Origin of the sequence: Paraburkholderia aromaticivorans (assembly GCF_012689525.1) — a bacterium.
Taxonomy (GTDB): Bacteria; Pseudomonadota; Gammaproteobacteria; order Burkholderiales; family Burkholderiaceae; genus Paraburkholderia; species Paraburkholderia aromaticivorans_A.
The window spans coordinates 2,235,766-2,257,344 of sequence record NZ_CP051514.1 but is presented as its reverse complement, the minus strand read 5'-3'; the positions used below and the strand labels follow the sequence as shown (position 1 = coordinate 2,257,344).

General features: G+C 59.7%; 15 protein-coding genes and 4 pseudogenes. 14 read left to right on the top strand and 5 right to left on the bottom strand.

The features are described 5' to 3' along the window. Nucleotides 1–7: 7 nt before the first annotated feature. A pseudogene (locus tag HF916_RS52015) lies at nucleotides 8–125 on the bottom strand (IS6 family transposase); the annotation flags it as partial. A gap of 585 nt (nucleotides 126–710) precedes the next feature. Here HF916_RS52015 and HF916_RS10560 point away from each other — a divergent pair. The 7 genes and pseudogenes from HF916_RS10560 to HF916_RS10530 all read left to right on the top strand — a co-directional run. Next, the gene (locus HF916_RS10560; RefSeq protein WP_168788762.1) at nucleotides 711–1,343 is read left to right on the top strand and encodes a polyhydroxyalkanoate granule-associated phasin; all 633 of its coding nucleotides are present in this window, start codon (nucleotides 711–713) and stop codon (nucleotides 1,341–1,343) included. Between the two features lie 107 nt (nucleotides 1,344–1,450). Then, nucleotides 1,451–2,245, top strand: a complete 795-nt coding sequence (locus tag HF916_RS10555; protein ID WP_240975230.1) for a class I SAM-dependent methyltransferase — start codon at nucleotides 1,451–1,453, stop codon at nucleotides 2,243–2,245. Nucleotides 2,246–2,349: 104 nt separating this feature from the next. Continuing rightward, nucleotides 2,350–4,335, top strand: coding sequence for an acyl CoA:acetate/3-ketoacid CoA transferase (locus tag HF916_RS10550; protein WP_168787980.1), 1,986 nt, complete (start codon nucleotides 2,350–2,352; stop codon nucleotides 4,333–4,335). A gap of 39 nt (nucleotides 4,336–4,374) precedes the next feature. Then, entirely contained in the window at nucleotides 4,375–6,039 is a 1,665-nt protein-coding gene (locus HF916_RS10545; protein WP_168787981.1) for an acetolactate synthase large subunit, read from the top strand. Beyond that, the gene (locus HF916_RS10540; protein WP_168787982.1) at nucleotides 6,036–7,163 is read left to right on the top strand and encodes a zinc-dependent alcohol dehydrogenase family protein; all 1,128 of its coding nucleotides are present in this window, start codon (nucleotides 6,036–6,038) and stop codon (nucleotides 7,161–7,163) included. Before HF916_RS10545 ends, HF916_RS10540 begins: the two co-directional genes overlap by 4 nt. Nucleotides 7,164–7,377: 214 nt before the next feature. After that, nucleotides 7,378–7,560: pseudogene (locus tag HF916_RS10535) on the top strand (phosphatase PAP2 family protein); the annotation flags it as partial. Between the two features lie 242 nt (nucleotides 7,561–7,802). Next, nucleotides 7,803–8,681 (top strand): annotated as a pseudogene (locus HF916_RS10530) (transposase); the annotation flags it as partial. A gap of 31 nt (nucleotides 8,682–8,712) precedes the next feature. On the opposite strand, the gene HF916_RS10525 reads toward HF916_RS10530, so the two are convergent. Continuing rightward, a protein-coding gene (locus tag HF916_RS10525; RefSeq protein ID WP_168787739.1) for an IS5 family transposase occupies nucleotides 8,713–9,524 on the bottom strand; the annotation gives its coding sequence in 2 pieces (ribosomal slippage) (nucleotides 8,713–9,185 and nucleotides 9,185–9,524; 813 coding nt in all). Between the two features lie 185 nt (nucleotides 9,525–9,709). Further along, the gene (locus HF916_RS10520) at nucleotides 9,710–10,663 is read right to left on the bottom strand and encodes an IS5 family transposase (RefSeq protein WP_168788399.1); all 954 of its coding nucleotides are present in this window, start codon (nucleotides 10,661–10,663) and stop codon (nucleotides 9,710–9,712) included. A 199-nt stretch (nucleotides 10,664–10,862) separates the two neighbouring features. On the opposite strand from HF916_RS10520, the gene HF916_RS10515 reads away from it, so the two are divergent. Both HF916_RS10515 and HF916_RS10510 read left to right on the top strand, forming a co-directional pair. After that, nucleotides 10,863–12,185 carry an IS701 family transposase gene (locus tag HF916_RS10515; protein WP_168788760.1) on the top strand — a complete coding sequence of 441 codons (1,323 nt, stop codon included), beginning with the start codon at nucleotides 10,863–10,865 and terminating at the stop codon, nucleotides 12,183–12,185. A gap of 7 nt (nucleotides 12,186–12,192) precedes the next feature. Continuing rightward, nucleotides 12,193–12,666 (top strand): annotated as a pseudogene (locus HF916_RS10510) (transposase); the annotation flags it as partial. 146 nt (nucleotides 12,667–12,812) lie between these two features. Here HF916_RS10510 and HF916_RS10505 read toward each other — a convergent pair. Further along, nucleotides 12,813–14,477, bottom strand: coding sequence for an alpha-amylase family protein (locus HF916_RS10505; RefSeq protein WP_168788759.1), 1,665 nt, complete (start codon nucleotides 14,475–14,477; stop codon nucleotides 12,813–12,815). A gap of 48 nt (nucleotides 14,478–14,525) precedes the next feature. Here HF916_RS10505 and HF916_RS10500 point away from each other — a divergent pair, with 48 nt between their 5' ends. Continuing rightward, entirely contained in the window at nucleotides 14,526–16,103 is a 1,578-nt protein-coding gene (locus tag HF916_RS10500) for an alpha-amylase family glycosyl hydrolase (protein ID WP_168788758.1), read from the top strand. Between the two features lie 386 nt (nucleotides 16,104–16,489). Here the strand turns inward: HF916_RS10500 and HF916_RS49890 are convergent, their stop codons facing one another. Further along, the gene (locus HF916_RS49890; protein WP_206001729.1) at nucleotides 16,490–16,891 is read right to left on the bottom strand and encodes a DUF6900 domain-containing protein; all 402 of its coding nucleotides are present in this window, start codon (nucleotides 16,889–16,891) and stop codon (nucleotides 16,490–16,492) included. Nucleotides 16,892–17,609: 718 nt separating this feature from the next. Here HF916_RS49890 and HF916_RS10490 point away from each other — a divergent pair. The 4 genes from HF916_RS10490 (at nucleotide 17,610) to HF916_RS10475 (ending at nucleotide 21,494) form a co-directional block, all read left to right on the top strand. Further along, a complete protein-coding gene (locus HF916_RS10490) occupies nucleotides 17,610–18,698 on the top strand; it encodes a YeiH family protein (protein WP_168788757.1) in 1,089 nt (362 codons plus the stop codon). A 24-nt stretch (nucleotides 18,699–18,722) separates the two neighbouring features. Continuing rightward, the gene (locus tag HF916_RS10485; RefSeq protein ID WP_168788756.1) at nucleotides 18,723–19,607 is read left to right on the top strand and encodes a LysR substrate-binding domain-containing protein; all 885 of its coding nucleotides are present in this window, start codon (nucleotides 18,723–18,725) and stop codon (nucleotides 19,605–19,607) included. A 287-nt stretch (nucleotides 19,608–19,894) separates the two neighbouring features. Further along, complete coding sequence (locus HF916_RS10480; RefSeq protein WP_168789104.1) at nucleotides 19,895–21,133, top strand: molybdopterin-dependent oxidoreductase; 1,239 nt, start codon at nucleotides 19,895–19,897, stop codon at nucleotides 21,131–21,133. A gap of 10 nt (nucleotides 21,134–21,143) precedes the next feature. Beyond that, nucleotides 21,144–21,494 carry a c-type cytochrome gene (locus tag HF916_RS10475; protein WP_168788755.1) on the top strand — a complete coding sequence of 117 codons (351 nt, stop codon included), beginning with the start codon at nucleotides 21,144–21,146 and terminating at the stop codon, nucleotides 21,492–21,494. Nucleotides 21,495–21,579: the final 85 nt, after the last annotated feature.

Here is a 21,579-nt window from a genome sequence, read left to right as displayed (position 1 = left end):
GTTGAGTCTCGGCTTTCGCCGCTGGATAGCCGCGCAGCTGGTCGGTCACGATCTTGCGCGGTGCTCGATCGAGCGCAAAAGGCATGCATGCGCTTTAAAAACCGCTTGGCTGCTGCCTTAGCGCGGTAAAGCGATTTTGCATTCTTCAACACGCGCTCTTACTTGACCCTCTAATCAACGTGACAACGCCCTGCAAAGGCTCGGCACCCAGCAGCGCTGTCGGACTGCCAATTTCCGAATGCCGGAGGCGAGGATTGAGTTTCGTTTTCTTCAGTTGTGTCGAGGTCGGCGCCACGGATTAGCAGCAGCGGTCCCAATTAGGTGCGGACGTCGCATCGCCGGGGGTAAATGAGTAGATCTGATTGAGGTTGAGGCTACCGTCGCGAGTGAATTACTTTTTTCCGCACAGGGCTATGTCCTCAGAAACCTGGTTTTGACAACGTCCGGTTCAATCGACAAAGGCAGGCTCAATTCGATGAGTTCGGACGCAATTACCGATGATGGGGCACTGGCCCGAGGTCGGAGCAACACCTATACCTGATCCGTCACACAAAGCTGCTTACTAGCCGGTGCTGAAAGAAGTGTTGCAGTGCACCATTTATCCGCTTATGCTGGGGTCATCGTTGGACTTCTGGAGCAACGCGAACCCTTCGTCGGCGTGCTCTTGAGCGTTGAGTCCCTTCATATCTCCGACATTGCCGCGCTGGACTGTGGGCCTCGAGACCGGGACGGTCGCGTGGACTTTTGCCGCTTTTAATAAACAAAACGCTGTGCTGGCAATTTTCTCGCCTGTGCAAAAATTCAATATTTTTAGGCATCCATATCAAATGGATCTTCATATGGAAAACATAACACCTGGTTCGTCACGCCATGGACCCGTCTTCGACGTCTCCTGCAACTGGTTCCGTCTCTTTGCCGAGGTTTGTGAACTGCTCAATGCAACGACGCAAGTGGTGCGCCTGCGCACTCTGCGCATGGCATTGGCGGGTCCAGTGCCCAGTCCGCGTGACCGGGCTGAGTTCAGCATCATGGGTACCGAGAAACGTGAGGCCGCATCGGAATCGATAGAGGCGATGAACTCCGGGGTTATCAAGCTAGCCGTCGAGTTCACTAGCGATACCTGCAATCTGATCTGTGCCATGTCAATGGCGCCTACCGGATTCGCCTCAGGACGCCCCGTCACGCAAGGGCATGAACATCAGCCAGGCTTTTTGACGGCCGTCATTCAGACTCCCTCGAACCCCTTGTACCTGGCAAGTTCAATGACCTCTCTGGTCCGGAAAATGCTCGCACCGATTCATGGTCGTGCCACCGCGAATGCAAGACGCCTGGGCGCGGGATGACCGCCGCCATAGAGCGGCCGCGCGCGCGAGCTCGCCCTGCGTCGCGCAAACGAAGCAATCGAGAAATAGCCCGGATCCCCTCGAGACTGGAGGGTGTATCGGAAACGATGCTGTGGACGCTCTACGACCGGGCCTGCGAATCGCGTCGCGCCGACGCCATTCTTGTCGATCCGGACAGCGTGCGCATCTGCGACGCCATTGACTACGATTTCGCGGGCCACTTCGGCCATCCCGTTGGTTCCTTCTCTGCGCGGGCCGCGGAAATCGATCGGATCCTGAAAGACTGGCTCGACCGGCATCCGAAAGGACTGGTCATATCGCTCGGTGAAGGGCTCGAAACACAGGCTCATCGTGTAGACAACGGCCACATGACCTGGCTCACGGTCGACTTGCCGCCGGCGATTGAATTACGCGAGCGATTCCTGCCATCTTCGAGGCGCTTTCGCTGCATCGCTTCGAGTGTTTTCGAGCCAGACTGGGCAAATGGGATCAAAGCCAGCGCGGATGTTTTTGTCGTTGCGCAGGGGCTGTTCATGTATCTCCAGCCAGATGCGGTGAGACGCCTGTTTATCCGGATCGCCGAGCGCTTTCCGGGCGCCGAGATTGCATTTGACGCGATTCCGCGCTGGTTTTCCGGGCTCACCCACTGGGGTGTCATGACAACGCCGCGTTACCGTTTGCCGCCGATGCCATGGGGCATCAACGGCGATGAGATAGAGACGCTTATGCATGGCTGGTCGTCGGATATCGCAGTGCTGCGCACGTTCGAGTATTGCGCGCCACGTGGCTGGCCAAGGCTGGCGGCAGACCTTTGCCGCTTTCATCCGCTCGCGAAGAGTCATTTGCCGTTCCTGGTGCATGTGGAGTTGAAGGACCGTCGACTATCCGGACGCGCAGGATGATGGGCATCGATGTCGCAAGCGTCGCAGGAACGGACTGTGCGTCCGTTTCCTTAGTGAGGCCAGGGCCACGCGCGCCGCGAACTCACATCTTTCAGGCGAGCAATATGCAAGACAAGATTGTCACCGCTGACGACGCCATCGGATTGATCCGCGATGGCGACGCGGTCTGCTGTTCGGGTTTTGTCGGCATTGGTACGCCGGACGAGTTAATCACGGCTTTGGCCCGACGGTTCACGGCATCCGGCTTCCCACGCGATCTGACGCTGGTGTTCGCAGCCGCGCCGGGCGATGGCAAGGACCGCGGACTCAATCGTGTCGCGCTACATGGGTTGGTCAAACGCGCCATTGGCGGGCATTGGTCGTTAGTGCCAAAACTCGCTCGAATGGCGACCGACAATCTGATCGAAGCCTACAACCTGCCGCTTGGAACGATGTCGCATCTGTATCGTGACATTGCGGCCCACAGGGCAGGCACGCTTACTCAAGTGGGATTGGGCACCTTCGTCGATCCGCGTCAGGCGGGCGGGAAGATTAACGCGAGGACAACCGAGGATCTGGTTAGCACTATCGATCTCGACGGCAAGACCTGGCTTTTATACAAGGTTTTCCCGCTCAACGTCGCGTTGATTCGTGGCACAACGGCCGATCCGGAAGGCAATATCACGATGGAACGTGAGGCGCTGGTACTCGACGCGCAGGCGGTAGCGATGGCAGTTCACAATTCAAACGGTTTTGTGATCGCGCAGGTCGAGAGGATAGTGGCGAGCGGAACACTCGACCCGCGCGCCGTCGTGGTTCCGGGCATCTTCGTCGACCGTGTTGTAGTCGCAACGCCCGATGCGCAGCCGCAGACTTACGGGACGGCCTACAACCCGGCGTTTTCCAGCGAGATCAGGATTCCGACCGGAGCAAACGAATGCCCACTACTCGACGAGCGGAAAATAATGGCGCGTCGTTGCGCGTTCGAACTTCCGCTTGATGGCGTGATCAACCTGGGTATCGGCGTTCCTGAGGTCGTTGGCGCGGTCGCCGCGGAGGAGCGTCTGCTGAGCCATCTGACCTTGACAGCCGAGCCTGGGATCATCGGCGGCGTGCCGCAGGGCGGCCTGGACTTTGGCGCAGCCGTGAACATGGATGCGCTGCTTCACCAGAACCAGCAGTTCGATTTCTACGATGGCGGCGGCCTCGACCTCGCGTGCCTCGGTATGGCGCAGATCGACCGAAGTGGAAACGTCAACGTAAGCCGTTTTGGTCCGCGACTAGCTGGTGCCGGCGGCTTCATCAATATCAGTCAGAATGCTTCGCGGGTGGTATTTGCTGGAACTTTCACGGCGGGTGGCCTTGAAGTTGTGGTGGAGGCGGGGCGCCTTCGTATCGTCACGGAAGGCTCACAAAGGAAACTTGTCGAGTCAGTCGAGCAGATCACATTCAACGGACAGCTCGCTGCCGAACGCGGCCAGCCAGTGCTCTATGTGACGGAACGTTGTGTGTTCCGGCTAACGTCAGAAGGGCTCGAGTTGACGGAAGTCGCACCGGGTATGGACGTTGATCGGGACATTCTTCCGCACATGGACTTCGCCCCGATTGTGCTAAGTCCACGACCCATGAATTCACGAATCTTCCTGCCGCAACTGATGAATCTGGCAACCGTGTTGCTTGATTCGCAATTCGCTCAGAGACTCAGCTACGAAGCAGAGCAAAACACCCTGTTTGCAAATTTCGAAGGGATGGCGGTTCGCTCCGGTAGCGACATTGAAAGCGTGCGCCGCGTGTTCGAGGCATTCTGCAAACCCATCGGGCAGAAAGTCGCGCTAATCGTCAACTATGACGGATTCAGACTGGACCACGCAGTAGCCGATCAGTACTTTGAAATGGCAGCGCGGCTGCAATCGCAGTACTACCAGTCGGTGAGCCGCTTCACTAGCTGCGCGTTCATGCGCGCAAAGCTGCGCGCGGCTTTCTGCGACGCGAATTCTGCATCCCATGTCTGTGAAACGCATGCCGACGCCATGGCGTTTGCGACGGAGCAACACGAAGCTGGTGGCGACGGCGTGCTCCAGTTCCCACGCCGTCGCCACCAGCCGTTCTGAAGCGCCTGGCCGCATATTGAAGAAACAAGGAGTCTATTTGTGAAAGCATCCGACCTGTTCGTCAAGGCCCTGGAGAATGAAGGTGTCGAACGCATCTTCGCCGTGCCGGGCGAGGAAAACCTCGATGTCCTGGATTCGTTGCGGCGCTCGGGTATCGAACTCATCGTGACTCGCCATGAACAATCGGCGGCGTTCATGGCGGCCACTCATGGGCGCCTGACCGGAAAGCCTGGCGTTTGTATGGCGACGCTCGGCCCTGGCGCGTTGAATCTCGTGACAGGCGCGGCTTACGCTCATCTGGGTGCGATGCCGGTGATACTGATCACCGGTCAGAAGGCCATCATGACAGCGCGTCAGGCTCGCTTTCAGATTGTCGACATCGTGGCGACGATGAAACCGCTCACCAAGGCGTCCCGGCAGATTGTCAATGGCGCCAGCATTCCGACCATGGTGCGCGAGGCATTCCGGGTGGCTGCGGAAGAGCGGCCTGGTCCGGTGCATCTCGAGTTGCCGGAAGACGTGGCCGGCTCGGAGGTAGGTGGCGACATCCCGTTGATTCCATTGCATGCGGTCGACCAGCCCGTCGCCGGGCAGGCAGCAATCGAGCAGGCTGCGGCCTTGCTGAAGTGCGCCAGGCGTCCGCTGGTCATGTTCGGCGCGGCCAGCAACCGGCCCCGTCTTGCCGGGCAGTTGACCGACTTCATCCGGCGCACGGGCATGCCGTACTTCAACACGCAAATGGGTAAGGGGACCGTGTCCGCAATCGGTCGCGAAGAAGCGGCTGAACTCTGGATGGGAACGGCGGCGCTGAGCGAACGCGATTACCTGCACGAGGCGATCGATCGCGCCGATCTGATCCTCGCCATCGGCCACGACACGGTAGAGAAGCCGCCGTTCATCATGGGCCCCGGTGGCCCGATGGTTATTCACGTCGGATATACGCCGGCCAATGTCGAACAGGTGTTCTTCCCGCACGCGGAGGTGGTCGGAGACCTCGGTTTGAGTCTTGGCCGTCTGGCTGATCTGCTGGAGGGAAAACTGCCGCACGCGGCGGCGTTGGCGCCGCTGCGCGAAGATATCCTGAGACGCACGCTGGGACGGGCGGAGGAATCGCGCTTTCCATTGACTCCGCAACGCATCGTCCACGACGTGAGGAAGATCATGCCAGCCGACGGCATCGTTGCGCTCGACAATGGCATGTACAAGCTCTGGTTCGCGCGATGCTACAGAACCCGTAGCGCGAATACGCTCTTGCTCGACAATGCGCTGGCAACCATGGGAGCGGGCTTGCCATCGGCGATGATGGCCGCGATTCTTTATCCGGACCGTCGTGTCATGGCCGTTTGCGGCGACGGCGGCTTCATGATGAACTCGCAGGAACTCGAGACGGCGGTGAGACTGAAGCTCAATCTCGTCGTGCTGATCATTCAGGACGATGCCTACGGAATGATTCGCTGGAAGCAGGCCGTCGATAACTTCGCTGACTGGGGACTGACGTTCGGTAACCCTGATTTCGTCAAATATGCGGATGCGTACGGCGCAAAGGGCAGGCGCATTGAGACGGCGGAGGCTTTGGCTCCGGCATTGGAGAGCGCATTCGGCGAAGGCGGGGTACAACTGGTCATCGTCCCGGTTGACTACTCGGAAAACGTCCGCGTTTTTGTCGAGGAACTGGGCAATCGGGTCATGGAGGTCGGGCAATGAAGATCAAGGCAGCAGTTCTGGAAGCAATGGGCGCAGCGTATCCGTATGCCGTTTCCCGTCCGTTACGTATCGACGAGGTTAACCTTGCGCCGCCAGGGCCTGATGAAGTGCTTATCAAAATCGCCGCTGCGGGGTTGTGTCACTCCGACCTGTCCGTGATCAACGGCGATCGGCCGCGCCCCATGCCGATGGCGCTCGGACACGAGGCCGCTGGCGTCGTGGCGGAGCTAGGGACAGGCGTTACCGATCTACGGATTGGCGATCATGTGGTGGTGGTGTTCGTGCCGAGTTGCGGCCATTGCGCGCCATGCGCCGAAGGCCGGCCTGCCTTGTGCGAGCCGGGCGCGGCGGCGAACGGGGCCGGCACCCTGCTCTCCGGCGGGCGTCGACTTACGCGTGATGGCGAGACATTGAACCACCACCTTGGATGTTCGGTGTTTGCCGAATACGCGACCGTATCGCGGCGCTCGGTCGTCAGGATCGATGCCAGTGTGCCGCTCGACGAAGCCGCGCTATTCGGATGTGCCGTGCTCACAGGCGTCGGCGCGGTGGTGAATACGGCGCAAGTCCGAGTTGGCTCTTCTGTTGCCGTGGTTGGCCTGGGGGGAGTGGGGCTGGCAGCCCTTATTGGCGCGCAAGCGGCTGGCGCTCGCCAGATCATCGCGGTCGACCTGTCCGATGCGAAACTGGAGCAGGCGCGCGCCTTGGGCGCCACTCACACGGTCAACGCGGGTCGCGATGACGCCGTCGAGCAGATCCGCGCATTGAGCTCAGGTGGGGTCGAGTTTGCCTTCGAATTCGCAGGCGCCATTCGCGCGCTGGACCTCGCCTATCGCATCACCCGTCGCGGTGGGATGACCGTCACCGCGGGTCTGCCGCCGTCTACTGCGCTATGGCCACTGCCGGCAGTGAGTCTGGTCGCTGAAGAGCGCACACTGAAAGGCAGCTATATTGGCACGTGCGTGCCGGCTCGCGACATTCCCCATTACATCGATCTTTACATGCAGGGCAGGCTGCCGGTCAACAAGCTACTTACCGGCCGTCTGGCGCTAGATGAGATCAATCACGGCTTCGATCTGCTCCACGAAGGAAAAGCGGTTCGACAGGTCGTAGTGTTTGAATAGTTCCTGAATCGAACTCTCGCATTATAGTTTTCCTTCCGGGTACACGACCATACTGATCTTCCCCGCACTTGCATTTAGCGTCCATTAATCAACCAACGGCGACATCGTGCGATGGTCGGCGTACAGACGTAGACGAGAGCATGCAAAAGTTGGGGAGGCTCCCAAGGGGAGCCGAGTGGGTTGTGTCGCGCTAAGAGTGCAGGAGTAAAATCGAATCGGAATTACCTATGTCATGACGCGAGATGCGATCCGCGTCCGCTACGCGACTCCGGCGCTGCGATGGATCGAGCGCTGCCCGGGGCCTTCAGCGTTGCTGGCCTTTATTCTGTGCCTCGAACTCGTTACGCAGTTCGACGAGCTGCGCACGCTGGCGAGCAGTGTGCTCAAACATCTATGAACCACGCGTTGCGGTGCGGCGCTCGGAGCGTGTCGGTGGTGGCGCCGCCCGAGCGAGTGGCTCTTTAGAAGCCAGGTTCATTGACGCGACACGCGTCGTTGTGATCGAAACGGCCGCACAGAAAGCGAGCAGTCGCACGAATGTCCATGTGACGGTCTCGATGAACGTCGCTCCATGGCCGAGGCTGTGTGGAAACGCATTGATCGCCTAAACTGAATCAACGCGTTCAGGCCAGGTGACTCATGAAGCGATTTGTTGAGGGTGATGACCGTAAGCAGGTTGCGCTGCTTCCAGAATGCGTTGACGACTACATTGGACAGGACAACACGGTCAGAGTGGTGGATGCCTTCGTCGACGAATTGGACCTTCCGGCTCTCGGTTTCAAAGGCGTCACGCCAGCGATCACAGGCCGCCCCTCATACCATCCCGGCGTGATGCTCAAGATCTATATCTACGGGTATCTCAACCGGATCCAGTCCAGCCGACGCCTTGAACACGAATGTCAGCGCAACGTGGAGTTGATGTGGTTGACTGGCCGCCTGGCGCCAGACTTTAAAACAATTGCCGACTTCCGTCGCGACAACGGTCCGGCCATCCGCAACGTGTGCAGACGCTTCGTGGAGATCTGCCGCGAACTCAAGCTGTTCTCGCAAGCACTAGTGGCGATCGATGGAAGCAAATTCAAGGCAGTGAACAGCCGGGACGGAAACTTCACGGCTGGCAAGATCGAGGGACGTCGCCAGCAGATCGAGGAAAGCATCCAGCGCTACCTTGATGCGATAGAGACCGCCGACCGAACGCATACTCCTGGACTTGAAGCAAAGACCACACGTCTGAAAGAGAAGATCGCGAGATTGCGGCAGCAGATGCGAGAGCTTCACGAGGTCAAGGAACAACTGAAGCAGCAGACTGACACGCAACTGTCGCTGACGGACCCGGACTCGCGTTCGATGACCAGCAATGGTAAGGGTACAGGCACGGTTCGCTACAACGTCCAGGCAGCCGTTGACGCGAAACATCATTTGATCGTTGAGCACGAGGTGACTAATGTTGGCAACGATCACGGGCAACTCAGCAGGATGGCGTTGGCCACAAGTTCCGCAATGGGTAAGCCTAAGCTGTAATGGACTAGACTAAGAAGCTGTTGCGAAATTAGTTAAACATTGGCTTGAGTCGCGTCCAGCAAATCAAGGCACAAGCCAGAGACAGGAAGGCTTCATGGACATGGGCATAGCGTTCGTAGCGAATCTTCAGGCGTCGGAACGAGTGAAGCCAGGCAATCGAGCGCTCGACTGGCCAACGCGTTTTACCCAGGCCACTGCCATGGGGCGAGCCAATCTTTGCGAGTACCGGCGTGATGCCGCGTTCTCTCAAACGCTGCCGGTGCGGTTCCGAGCTGTAGCCCCGGTCGCCCTGAACGATTTGCGGTTTATGCAGTGGACGTCCCCGCTTGCCGCGAATGTGTGGAATGGCATCGACGAGTGCATCAAGCTGGGTGACGTCGTGACGGTTCGCCCCGGTCAGGATGACCGCGAGCGGGAGGCCTTTCGCGTCGACGATGAGGTGGTGTTTGCTGCCGAGCTTGCGCCGGTCCGTTGGATTCGGGCCGGTTTTTTTCCCGCCAGCATCGCACGAATCGACGAGCTGTCCACAAGCACTCGTGACAGGTCGATTTCGCCACGACGACGCAGTTCGGCCAGCAACGCTTCGTGGATGCGTTGCCAGACTCCTGCTTCTTGCCATGCCACGAGCCGTCGCCAGCAGGCGGTGCCCGAACCGCATCCCATCTCTTGCGGTAGCAGGTTCCACGCAATGCCCGAGCGCAACACGAATACGATGCCGGTTAGAACGGCTCGGTCCGGTGTCGGTTTTCGACCGGCATATTGGCGATTGCGCGGTGCTCGCGCAGGCAGCAGCGGTTCGATGAGTGACCACAATTCGTCGTCTATCAGTTCTTTCGGCATCGCTTCCTGTCAGGCAAAACAAGACAGAAAGTTAAGGAAGGTCTGCATAACCCGCTTTTGAAGCATTACTCTTCCTATCGAGCGCAGCCTCGGGGTTCAAATCTTTGTTGGTGAGTGGATGTCAGGGGGTTTTCTGCGCGCCCAAGCGCTCCGACCAGACATGTGGCCTTCATCGGCCCGGTGTTTCAAGCTTTGCGGAAAGCTCTACGCGCCATCCATAGATTGCCCAAAGCAAACAGGGTGGTGATCTGGGCGGTGTTCTTTGTCAAACCACGATAGCGGGTCTTCATGTAACCAAACTGCCGCTTGAGGATGCGAAACGGGTGTTCGACCTTGGCCCGAATACCCGCCTTCAGGCGTTCGATCTGATCGTAGATCGCGTCCAACGAATCACTCAGATCCAATTTCCTGCGCTTTGCTGGTCGCATTGCAACATGCCACCGAACCGCGTCAGTCTCACAACGCTTTTCGATACCCTGGTAACCGGCGTCCGCGTACACATCCGTTTCTTCGCCATGCAGCAACGCCTGGGCGACGGTGATGTCGTGAACATTGGCCGCCGTTCCAATGACTGTATGGACGAGGCCCGAGTCGGCATCCACGCCGACATGCATTTTCATCCCGAAGTACCAGTTGCCACCTTTCTGCGTGGATTGCATTTCTGGATCGCGCGTGCCGGAGCCATTCTTTGTCGAACTGGGCGCAGCAATCAAGGTGGCGTCGACTGCTGAACCAGCCTTAAGCATCAGGCCTTTCTCCGTCAGGATTTCATTGACCAGCGCCAGCATTTGCACCGCCAGTCCGTGCGTCTCCAGCAGATGGCGGAACCGAAGAATCGTGCTTTCATCGGGCAAGCGAACCATCCCGCCGTCGAGACCCGCGAACTCGCGATAAAGCGGCACGTCATAGAGTGCCTCTTCCATAGCAGGGTCCGAAAGACCGAACCATTGCTGCATGAAATGAATCTGCAGCATCGTTGCAATCGGGAACGGCGGCCGACCAGTTTTGCCCGAGGGATAGTGCGGCTCGATCAGCGCAATCAGTTTCAACCAAGGCACAACACGTCGCATCTCATCGAGAAATTCCCGCTTGCGCGTCCGCTTCGTTGACAGATCCAGACCAAGACCAAGCTGCGTCATCACGTCGCTCCTCACCTAATTCGCTCTGTTTCCAGGATAGCTTGGCAACGGCGCAATGCCAGGACTTTTGCAGACATTCCTTAACACCAAGTCGGAGAAGTTAACAGCCCCAAAACTTAATTTCGCAACAGCTTCTAATACTACAGCCGTAGATTTTTTACTATACTAACAATATTTAGTAATACTACATGAGAAAGCGATGCATTCGACGGCAATAGCGTGGGAGCGTGAACTGGAGGCGCTACATCAGCGGCTCGGAGAACTGTTCAGGCGACCCGAGCCCCGACATCGGTCTCTCGCTTACCTGAAGGGCCTGCTGGGCACAGTCGAGCGCAAGAACGGCTGGCAACTCGCCGAATGGATCGGCGAAGAAACGCCTGATGGCGTGCAGCACCTGCTCGAGCGGGCGCAATGGGATGCGGATGGCGCGCGCGATGTGCTCCGGGAGTACGTCGTTGAACAACTGGGCGAGCGCGACGCGGTGCTGGTTGTGGACGAGACCGGCTTCGTCAAGAAGGGGCAGCACTCGGCCGGTGTGCAACGCCAGTACAGTGGCACCGCAGGCCGTATCGAGAACAGCCAGATCGGCGTGTTCCTCTGCTATGCCGGTCGCGGCGGCAGCGCGTTTATCGACCGCGAACTGTATGTGCCCAAGGCGTGGACCGATGACCGTGTGCGCTGCGAGGCAGCGGGCATTCCCAAGGCGGTGGAGTTTGCAACGAAGCCGCAGCTCGCGCGCAGCATGCTTGAGCGGGCGCTGGACGCAGGTGTGCCGTGCGGCTGGGTCACGGGTGATGAAGTCTACGGCGGCGACCGTCACCTGCGGCTGTGGCTCGAGTCGCGCGGCCAGTCTTTCGTACTGGCCGTCGCGAAGAACGAACCCCTGTGGTGGCAGGGTCCCGACTACGTACGGTCCGACCGGATCGCCGAAGCCTTGCCGGCACGGGCATGGCGACGCCTGTCAGCAGGTGCCGGCGCCAAAGGCGAGCGCCTGTATGACTGGGCGTTGACTCCGCTGTGGCGTCTGCAGATCACCACAGAAGAGCGCCGCTTCGGGCATTACCTGCTGGTGCGGCGCAGCCTGGACGAGCAACGCGAGCATGCGTATTACGTCGTATACGCCCCGCGCAGCAAAGCCACACGGCAAACCCTGGTCAACGTCGCGGGCCGCAGGTGGGAAATCGAAACCGGCTTCGAGGCAACCAAAGGCGAATGCGGGCTCGATCAATACGAGGTACGCCAATGGCAGGGCTGGTACCGTCACATCACGCTGGCGCTGCTGGCCCATGCCGCGCTCGTCACCCTGCGGGTGCGCGCCAAAAAAACACCTGAAGATTCGGTGCCGCTCAGTGTGCAGGAGATCCGCCGGCTACTGTGCCGCCTCCTATGGCGCGGAGCTCACTCCATCGAGTACGTCCTGGCCTGGTCGGCATGGCGGCGCAGGCACCAGTACCGCGCCCAGCAGTGTCACTACCGGCGCCGCGGCTGCGTACCTCCTGCTTTGTTTTATCTACGGCTGTAGTACTAAGCTAAAGGTGCTGGCCGATCGTGGCTACTTCAGTGGCCTTGAAATTTTCGCCTGTGATACAGCTGGCATCGCGGCTTATGTGCCCAAACCGCTTACCTCCGCATCGCGTAAAAAAGAGCTCTTCACCAAATCAGACTTCGTCTACATCGCGGAAGACGACGAATACAAATGTCCGGCGGGTGAGCGCGCGATCTATCGATTCCCGACGGTCCACCAAGGATTGAATCTACGGGTGTACTGGACCAGTGCCTGCCCCCGTTGCGCTCTGAAAGAACAATGTTCGCCAAGCCCGTATCGTCGCATTCGTCGATGGGAGCAAGAAGAAGTACTGGAAGCCATGCAACGTCGCCTCGACCGGTGGCCCGACGCGATGACAGTTCGACGACGCACGGTCGAGCACGTATTCGGTACGCTGAAGCACTGGATGGGCTCAACTCACTTCCTTACTCGCTCGCTTGAGCGGGTGAGTACGGATTGCGCTACCCTGTCGCGTCAACGTGCAGTCACTACACCCCCCCGAAAAACGCGTTTCCACACAGCCTCGGCCGGTCCCGGCCCGCCGGCAACAAGCAGACCTCTACCTCCGTTAGCCATCCGCTCGACTGCCGGACTGTCACACACCTAGACCTCACTTCGCTTTAGCAGGTAATCGAGGCCGCCGACCCGATACCATCGATACCCGTACGGCTCGAGCACTACAGTATGCCGCCCGCCATCGGCTTCCACACTGTGGTCGTCGGAGAGAAGGTTGATGAGGCGGTTTTCGCCCTGCCCGCTGCAGCCCGAGCGGAACTTCACCGTGCAGGCCTCGGGTCCGAAGTTATGCACGCAGATCACCGAGTTGTTCCGCCAGTCGTAGCGCATCGCGAGAACCTCGTTGCGCGATGTACGCAGGACCGCGAAATCGCCCCAGCTTATTTCCGGCACTTCCCGGCGCATGCGGATCACGCGCTCGGTCCAGTTCAGGAACGAATTCGGGTCCCGCCGCTGGCTGGCAACGTTCACTCGCTCGAAACCGTACGCGCCACCCGATATGACCCGGCATGGCGGCTTCGGGTGCGTCGTGAAGCCGCCATGGGGTTCGGTCGACCATTGCATGGGCGTGCGCGTACATTCGCGCTCCGGCAGGCGCAGGTCGTCGCCCATGCCGATTTCATCGCCATAGCGAAATACGGGCGTACCTGGCGAGGTCAGCATCAGGCTGTAAGCGAGTTCGAGGCGGCGTCTGTCGCCAGAGAGCATCGGCGCAAGCCTGCGGCGAACGCCGCGCCCGTATAGCTGCATGTCGGGGTCCGGGCCGAACGCGGCGAACACGGCGGCGCGCTGCTCGGGCGTCAGACGGCCCAGATCCAGTTCGTCGTGATTGCGCAGGAATACACCCCATTGAGCGGTCGCGGGACGTGGCTTCGTCGCTGTCAGCGCTTTCTTCAAAGGACCCGTATCGCCGGTCGCGAGGGTGTAAAACGTGTTCTGGTTGACCTGGAAATTAAACATCATCTGCAGGCGCTCGCCGTCGTCGCCGAAATAATCGAGGTCGGTGTCGGGCAAAACATTCGCTTCGGCGAGGATGATCGCGTCGCCCTTGCGCCATTGCAGAAACTCGCGGAAGGTCCGCAACATGTCGTATTGCTCGACGGGCTTGCGGACTTTCGGGCCCTTGGTGGCAATCACGAACGGCACGGCGTCCATCCGGAATCCCGACACGCCGAGCTGGATCCAGAAGCCCATCACCTTGAGCAACTCGGCCTGCACATGTGGGTTCGCGGTGTTCAGGTCCGGCTGGAAGTCATAGAAGCGATGGAAAAACCAACGTTTGGCCTGCTTATCGTAGGTCCAGGTCGATTTCTGAACGCCGGGAAATACCACCCCGTCCTTAGCGTTCGGCGGTTGCTTGTCGGCCCATACGTACCAGTCGCGATACTTCGAGCCAGGATCGCTGCTTGCTTCCTTGAACCACGCGTGCTGATCGGACGTGTGGTTGACCACGAGGTCGATCATCACGCGCAAGCCGCGCTCGCGGCACGCATGCGAGAACTCGGCGAAGTCTCCCAAGGTGCCGTATTTCGGGTCGACATTGTAGTAATCCGAGATGTCGTAGCCGTTGTCGCGGCCCGGTGACGGCTGAAAAGGCATGAGCCAGACGGTCGTGGCGCCGAGCCCCTGAAGATAGTCCAGCCGGCGGATCAGGCCTTGGAAATCGCCGACGCCATCGCCATTCGCGTCCATGTACGTGCCGACGGAGAGGCAGTAGACGATTGCATTCTTGTACCAGAGGTCATTTAGCATACGGTACCCGCGTGGCTCCAAAACAATCGATCTGTGTGAGGAACAGCAATGCCCGAACTGGCGTGGTGGCAACGTGGCGTCATCTATCAGATCTACCCGCGCTCGTTTCAGGACACCAATGGCGACGGCATCGGCGACCTGGCGGGCATCCGCGCGCGTCTGCCGTATCTCGCGCTGCTTGGCATCGATGCCGTCTGGATCTCCCCAGTCTACCCGTCACCCATGGCGGATTTCGGCTACGACGTCGCCGACTACTGCAATATCGACCCGATGTTCGGCACGCTCGACGACTTCAAGCAACTTGTGGACCGCGCTCACGAACTCGGGTTGAAAGTGCTGCTCGACTTCGTGCCGAATCATTCGTCGGACCGGCATGCGTGGTTCGAAGAAAGCCGGTCCTCGCGCGACAACCCGAAGCGCGACTGGTATTTGTGGCGCGATCCCGCGCCCGGTGGCGCGCCACCGAACAACTGGCTGAGCCGGATGGGAGGCTCCGCGTGGCAATGGGATGCGCACACTGGCCAGTATTACTATCACGCGTTCTTGCGCGAACAGCCCGACTTGAACTGGCGCAATCGCGAGGTGCGCCGCGCGATGGACGATGTCCTGCGCTTCTGGCTGGATCGCGGCGTGGACGGGTTCCGCGTCGACGTGCTGTGGTTGCTGATCAAGGACGCCCGGTTCCGTGATAACCCGCCCAACCCCGCGTTCCGGCCGGGCGAGCCGGATCATCACCGGCTGTTGCAGACTTACACTGAGGATCAGCCGGAGGTGCATGAGATCGTGCGGTCGATGCGTGCCACGCTGGATGAATACGGCGAGCGTGTGTTGATCGGTGAAATCTATCTGCCCGTGCCGCAACTGATGACGTACTACGGCACGAACGGCGACGGTGCCAACATGCCGTTCAATTTCCAGCTCCTGAACGCAGCGTGGCATGCGGCAGATATCGGAAGGATGGTGTCGGATTACAATCGCGCATTGCCGAAGCACGCCTGGCCAAACTGGGTGCTAGGCAATCACGACAACCCGCGCGTGGCGTCGCGACTGGGGGCGGCGCAAGCGCGCGTGGCAGCAGTGCTGCTCTTGACACTGCGCGGGACACCGACGCTCTATTACGGCGATGAAATTGGCATGATCGACGGCGAGATTCCGCCCGACCAGGTTCATGACCCGGCCGAGCTTCGGCAGCCGGGTATCGGTCAGGGCCGCGATCCTGAGCGCACGCCGATGCAATGGGACTCATCCCTGCCCCATGCCGGTTTTACAAGCGGCCAGCCATGGTTGCCGGTCAGCGCGGCTACCAGCGTTTGCAGCCAGGACGGCGAGGCGCCGAGCATGTTGTCGCTGTATCGCCGGCTGTTGTCGATTCGGCGGAGCAACGCAGCGCTCATGGAAGGCGCGATTGAATACCTTACCGCGCACGGCGACGTGCTCACTTACAAGCGGCGTTCTGGCGATCAGCGGCTTTTAATGGCGCTAAACATGGGCGCCGCCGAAGCCACCGCCCCGTTGCCATCAGGCACGGTGCTGTTATCGACTTTACCCGGCCGCGACGGCGAGTCGATCAAGGACGGCGCAAATCGTCTCGCCGCCGGCGAAGCACTAATCATCAGGGTCGCCTGATCGCCGATGGTAGACAGGCCCCATGCTGGCTCGCTCGTCTCGGCTCCAAGGCTGAACGGCGAGGTATAACGCGCCCGCCGAACTGTTGCCGTTCCAGAAGACGGCGTGCAAAGGCTAGGCCGTGTCAAAACGAACATTCCCAAAATCGGCTTGCGAGAACGGCCTGCACCGGCTTCGGCGTGTAGCGCCAAGGGTGAAACGACCCCTCGAAACCTCGAGATCAAGTGTTTTGACGCGGCCTCGGCCGCTTCTGGCCGCGAGAGGCGCGCTACGACGAACTTCCATAGTCGACGCGCTGCGGGCGGTCGACCCAGCGCGACATATATGGCAGCTTTCCAGGTACAACGGACGGTCGTTTAGTCGTATTGGAAGACGGGAATTCGGCCTTATGCGAAGTTTTCCATAATGCAGAGGGTTTTTTGATTACCGATCGCGGACTGGCCCCGACCGGCCTGCTCACGCGTCAGGGGCCGCGATCGCCAATCAAAAAACCCTCTGCAATATGTGCTGAGAATGTCCGTCGCCGCAGCACGCACCCAATCGTGATCCGTGCGACATGTCCGCTTGGACCGCCGCGCATTCGGGTATTCGGCCTGACTGACGGTGTGCCCCATCAACAGGCCAAAATCGTAAGCCCGCTCAAGCGCGCGCTCGATGCTTGAAATTCGGACGAGCAGGATGTCTGTTGCAACTTTACCCGTCTCTTCGAAGGACCCAATTTCGAGTTCCTCGCTGGCGATGACGAGTAGCGGATCCAAGCCACACTCCTTCACCACCGCTTCGACCATATCGACCTCCGTCGTCTGACTCACCTCTTACTGTCTGTAATTTTATCGATTTAACGCAGATGCCTGCGCGACCGGCCGTCGCACCTGAGCCAGCATTCAATTAATTAAGTTGCGCCATCATCTACTTTACGTGACATTTCAGCCATATTCGGTTTCGGTCGGCCACTCAGTCGACACGAGCTGGCGGGGCCATCTACAAATAGGATGTAATCAGTGTTTCCGCTGCCAGCAGTCTCGCCTTCAGGAATTGACCGTCGCCCTTGACGACCGCCGGATTGGTCCAGAGCGCCCCACGCGAGCGCCCATGAAATCCGATGCATTCGAGTCGTGTCGTCGCGGCGGATGGTTCGCCACTCGGCCTGGCTGCGGTGAAGTTCTGGACACTTAAGCAGTTCAAGGGCGGCCCTGAACCCAAGCGCCACATCAGTCCCATGCGCGTCCCAATTGAAGAGACGGAAAGCTGGCGATGACTGGAGAACATGCGCCATGTCCACCACGCTGCTCCGGTTTGGCAAGATGGCGGAGTACGCTTCGCTTGCCGTCTACCTTGCGTCCGACAATCACCATCTGGTCGGTCAGATCCTTTTCACCCAACGGCGGTGCTGTGTGAGCATCGTTCTATATAATCGATCAATTCGTTCTATATTCCGCGTTGGAATATAGAACCAGTCGTCGCGATAATCCCTCCGTTTCTGGTCACTGAAATAGCGAGAACGCGATGTCGACTCCACTCGAACCCCATGCTCTAGCCGCAAGGCGCCTGGCCGAATCCGGCCCTCTGGCTTGGGTGCAAGCCCATGCGCCGGGCGTGGCCCTATGCATTGCCGTCACGCTGGCCGCTTTCGCGTTGCAACTGGCTGAGCAGCGCATATTCGGGCGCGCCTGGCTGGAAGCATTGGTCCTCGCCATTCTCATCGGCACGGCGGTGCGGAGTGTCTGGAAGCCGGCCGCTCACTGGAACGCCGGCATCAATTTCAGCGCCAGGACATTGCTGGAAATTGCCGTGGTCTTGCTGGGCGCCTCGCTCAGCACCCAGACCCTTGAAGCGGCCGGGGTGGGACTGCTGGCAGGCATCGTAGCGGTCGTCGCGGCGGCCATCGTGGTCAGTTACGGTACCGCGCGCCTCCTTGGTTTGCACCATCGGATGGCCTTGCTGGTCGCATGCGGCAACTCGATCTGTGGAAACTCGGCGATCGCCGCCGTTGCTCCAGTGATCCGGGCGCATAGCGATGACGTGGCCGCGTCGATTGCCTTTACCGCTGTGCTTGGCGTCATCGTCGTGCTCGGACTGCCGCTGCTGATTCCTGTGCTGCACCTTAGCAACCTGCAATACGGCGTACTGGCCGGACTGACTGTCTACGCGGTGCCGCAGGTGCTCGCTGCAACGGTCCCCGTGTCGGCCCTCAGTGCCCATCTCGGTACGTTGGTCAAACTGGTCCGTGTGCTGATGCTCGGCCCCGTGATTCTTGTCTTGTCAATTGGCTCGCGTCGTGGTGCAACTACTGCATTGCCGGGTGCATCGAAAAAAGCGCGCCTCGCCTGGCACCAAGTCGTGCCCTGGTTCATCATTGGCTTCCTGGCACTGGTCGTCCTCCGTTCGGCTAGCCTCATTCCGACGGAAGCGTTACCGCCGATCAGCACTATGGCTAATTTGTTGACAATAATTTCGATGGCAGCTCTCGGTCTGGGCGTCGATGTGCGAATGGTCGCCAAAGCTGGCCCCCGTGTGATACTCGCTGTGGTGCTGTCGATCGTCGCGCTCGCGCTCATCAGCCTCGTGCTGATTCGCTTGCTGGGCATGGCCTAAAAGGTTTGGGGTCCGCTGAAAAACATGACGCTCGATCAACTTCGTATCTTTGTTGCGGTTGCGGAGCAGCAACATGTGACGCGTGCGGCCAACGTACTGGCGCTTTCGCAATCGGCGGTGAGCAGTTCAATCGCCGCCCTCGAAGCGCAGTATGACGTAAAGCTATTCCACCGGATTCGCCGAAATATTGTGCTTACTGACGCCGGCCAGCAGTTTCTCTGCGAAGCACGCGCGGTGCTCGCCAGCGCCTCTTCGGCCGGAAACATGCTAGCCGATCTAGCCGGATTGCGGCGCGGTGCGTTATCGCTTGCGGCGAGTCAAACGGTGGCAAATTACTGGATACCGAAGGTGATGCAACGGTTCCACGCGGTCCACCCCGGCGTCTCGCTCAAGCTCTCAATCACGAATACCGGACAAGTCGTTCGGCAGGTTGCCGAGGGCGCCGTCGATCTGGGCTTCGTGGAAGACCAGGTGGATACCGATGGTCTTGAGGTGCGCGCGGTTGCCCAGGACGAACTGGTGTTAGTGGTCGCCCCGAGCCACCTTTGGGCCAGTCACGATTCGACGGCTGACAATATTGTTGACTTGCGCGATAGCGCCTGGGTTCTGCGTGAACAGGAGTCGGGTACGCGCGGGATCTTCGAAAAGATGGTGCGAAACTTGGGGGGCGATCCCTCCGGCTTCGAGATCGCGCTGGAGCTTCCGTCGAACGAAGCGGTACGCTCCGCGGTTGAGGCTGGCGCTGGCGCAACGGTGATGTCCCGTCTGGTCGCAGCTTCCTCACTCAGTGCCGGGACGCTGATAGCACTCCGTTGGCCGCTGCCGTCGCGCGATTTCCTGATGCTGCGTCACCAGCAGCGTTATGTGACGGAGGCGATGCGCGTGTTCTTTCAGATGGCGTCGGAATAAGACAGCCTTGAAAATCGAACACCGCGTTCTCACGCAAGACGAAAACCTCACTAAGTACGACGACGTGGTCAATGTACGCATGCCACTTCGGTATCCGCGCACATCTGCCAGACGGCGAAGTGCGCGCTACCTTCTGCAATCCGAATAATCCAGCCAACCGGTGAGTGATCTGTCCGAAGGCAGCCTCCGGCGGAGATCGACCGATTTAAAAAAATGCCACACCAGCCTTTCGCGTGTGCGTGGCGACCGTATGGTCAAACGATAGAACGAACCTGAAGGAGCCCCTCATGAAAGATGATTCCCACGGCGTGGACGCGCGCCGGCGCAAGATGCTTCTCGGTCTTGCCGCCGGCGGTGTCGCCGGCACCATGGCCGGCTGGAACCGCGGCGCGTGGCCGGCAGAAACATTCAACCTGCCATTCGCTGGCGGCGAGCGCGACCGGACGAGCGCGTTCCCGCAGAAAGGCGAGATGCTGCTGGTGCGCACCCGTCCGCCGCTATTGGAGACGCCGTTTCATGTCTTCGATCGAGGTGTCTTCACGCCAAATGACCAGTTTTTCGTGCGCTGGCATCTAGCCGATATTCCCACCAAGGTCGACGGCGCCGCATTTCGCCTAAACGTTCACGGACAGGTTGAACGAGCGCTAAGCCTGAGCCTGACTGAACTGCGGAACGAGTTCGAACCGGTTGAACTGGCAGCGGTGAACCAGTGCTCCGGCAACTCGCGGGGATTCTACGATTCGCGCGTGGCGGGGGCTCAATGGGCCAATGGCGCGATGGGCAATGCGCTATGGACCGGTGTCCGTCTGCGCGATATCCTGGATCGCGCGGGTATTAAGGGCGGCGCCGTGCAGGCTCGCTTTAATGGGCTCGACGCTGGGGTCCTCCCGGCCACGCCCGACTTTATCAAGTCGCTCGACATCGACCATGCGCGCGACGGTGAAGTGATGATCGCCTATGCGATGAACGGTCAGCCGTTGCCGCTGCTGAACGGCTTTCCGCTGCGCCTGGTTGTGCCCGGCTGGTACTCGACCTACTGGGTGAAAATGCTCAACGATATCGAAGTGCTGGATCACCCGGACGACAACTTCTGGATGTCAAAGGCATACCTGATACCGGATACCCCCCATGCCAGCATCACGCCTGGCCAGACCGGCGTCAAGATGGTGCCGATCAACCGGATGGTCCCACGCTCGTTCGTCACCAATCTCACGAATGGCCAGAATGTTGCTGCCGGCAAACCCCTCACCGCGCGTGGCATCGCCTTCGGCGGAGACACCGGCGTGCGCGACGTCAGCGTGTCGTCGGACGGCGGCGCAAGCTGGGCGTCCACGCGTCTCGGCCACGATCATGGCAAATACAGCTTCAGGCAATGGGAAACGCACCTGATACCCAAGGCCGGTCCCATGGAATTGAAAATCAGGGCGACGAACACAGCGGGGGTCGTGCAACCAGATGCCGCAAACTGGAACGCTTCGGGCTTCATGCGCAATGTTGTCGAGTCCATCACGCTAATGGCTTCCTGAGGAGCGGAACATGAAAAGTCCAAACGTGTTGATATTGATTCTGCTCGCTACCGTCGGCATCTCCGCCGCCTTCGCCGAACCCGCAGAGAAAGCGCCGTCGGCCGCAGCCTTGAATCGCACCGTCAGTGTCACCCTCCCCGACAGTAAGCAGGTTTTCCCGCCAGGCGCCGGTGCTGAGATCGCCAACTCGCAGTGCATGATCTGCCATTCGGCTGGCATGGTCACGCGCCAGCCGCCATTGCGCTTCGGAGAGTGGAAGGCGGAGATCAACAAGATGCGCACCGTATACGGCGCACCCATGCCCGCGGAGCAGGTAGAAGAACTTGCTACGTATCTGACCGCTATCAAGGGCAAACAGTAGAACTGCCGCTACACGGCGACACGAAGTTCCGCGTCGGCTGGCACGTCGAAGGCCAGCCCCCACCATCAAAAAGAAAGGACCCTAC

Coding starts and splice junctions, on each gene's coding strand:
- HF916_RS10555 (WP_240975230.1), top strand. CDS start 1,451: ATGCTGTGGACGCTCTACGACCGGGCCTGCGAATCGCGTCGCGCCGAC.
- HF916_RS10550 (WP_168787980.1), top strand. CDS start 2,350: ATGCAAGACAAGATTGTCACCGCTGACGACGCCATCGGATTGATCCGC.
- HF916_RS10540 (WP_168787982.1), top strand. CDS start 6,036: ATGAAGATCAAGGCAGCAGTTCTGGAAGCAATGGGCGCAGCGTATCCG.
- HF916_RS10520 (WP_168788399.1), bottom strand. CDS start 10,663: ATGACGCAGCTTGGTCTTGGTCTGGATCTGTCAACGAAGCGGACGCGC.
- HF916_RS10515 (WP_168788760.1), top strand. CDS start 10,863: ATGCATTCGACGGCAATAGCGTGGGAGCGTGAACTGGAGGCGCTACAT.
- HF916_RS10505 (WP_168788759.1), bottom strand. CDS start 14,477: ATGCTAAATGACCTCTGGTACAAGAATGCAATCGTCTACTGCCTCTCC.
- HF916_RS10500 (WP_168788758.1), top strand. CDS start 14,526: ATGCCCGAACTGGCGTGGTGGCAACGTGGCGTCATCTATCAGATCTAC.
- HF916_RS49890 (WP_206001729.1), bottom strand. CDS start 16,891: ATGGTCGAAGCGGTGGTGAAGGAGTGTGGCTTGGATCCGCTACTCGTC.
- HF916_RS10490 (WP_168788757.1), top strand. CDS start 17,610: ATGTCGACTCCACTCGAACCCCATGCTCTAGCCGCAAGGCGCCTGGCC.
- HF916_RS10485 (WP_168788756.1), top strand. CDS start 18,723: ATGACGCTCGATCAACTTCGTATCTTTGTTGCGGTTGCGGAGCAGCAA.
- HF916_RS10480 (WP_168789104.1), top strand. CDS start 19,895: ATGAAAGATGATTCCCACGGCGTGGACGCGCGCCGGCGCAAGATGCTT.
- HF916_RS10475 (WP_168788755.1), top strand. CDS start 21,144: ATGAAAAGTCCAAACGTGTTGATATTGATTCTGCTCGCTACCGTCGGC.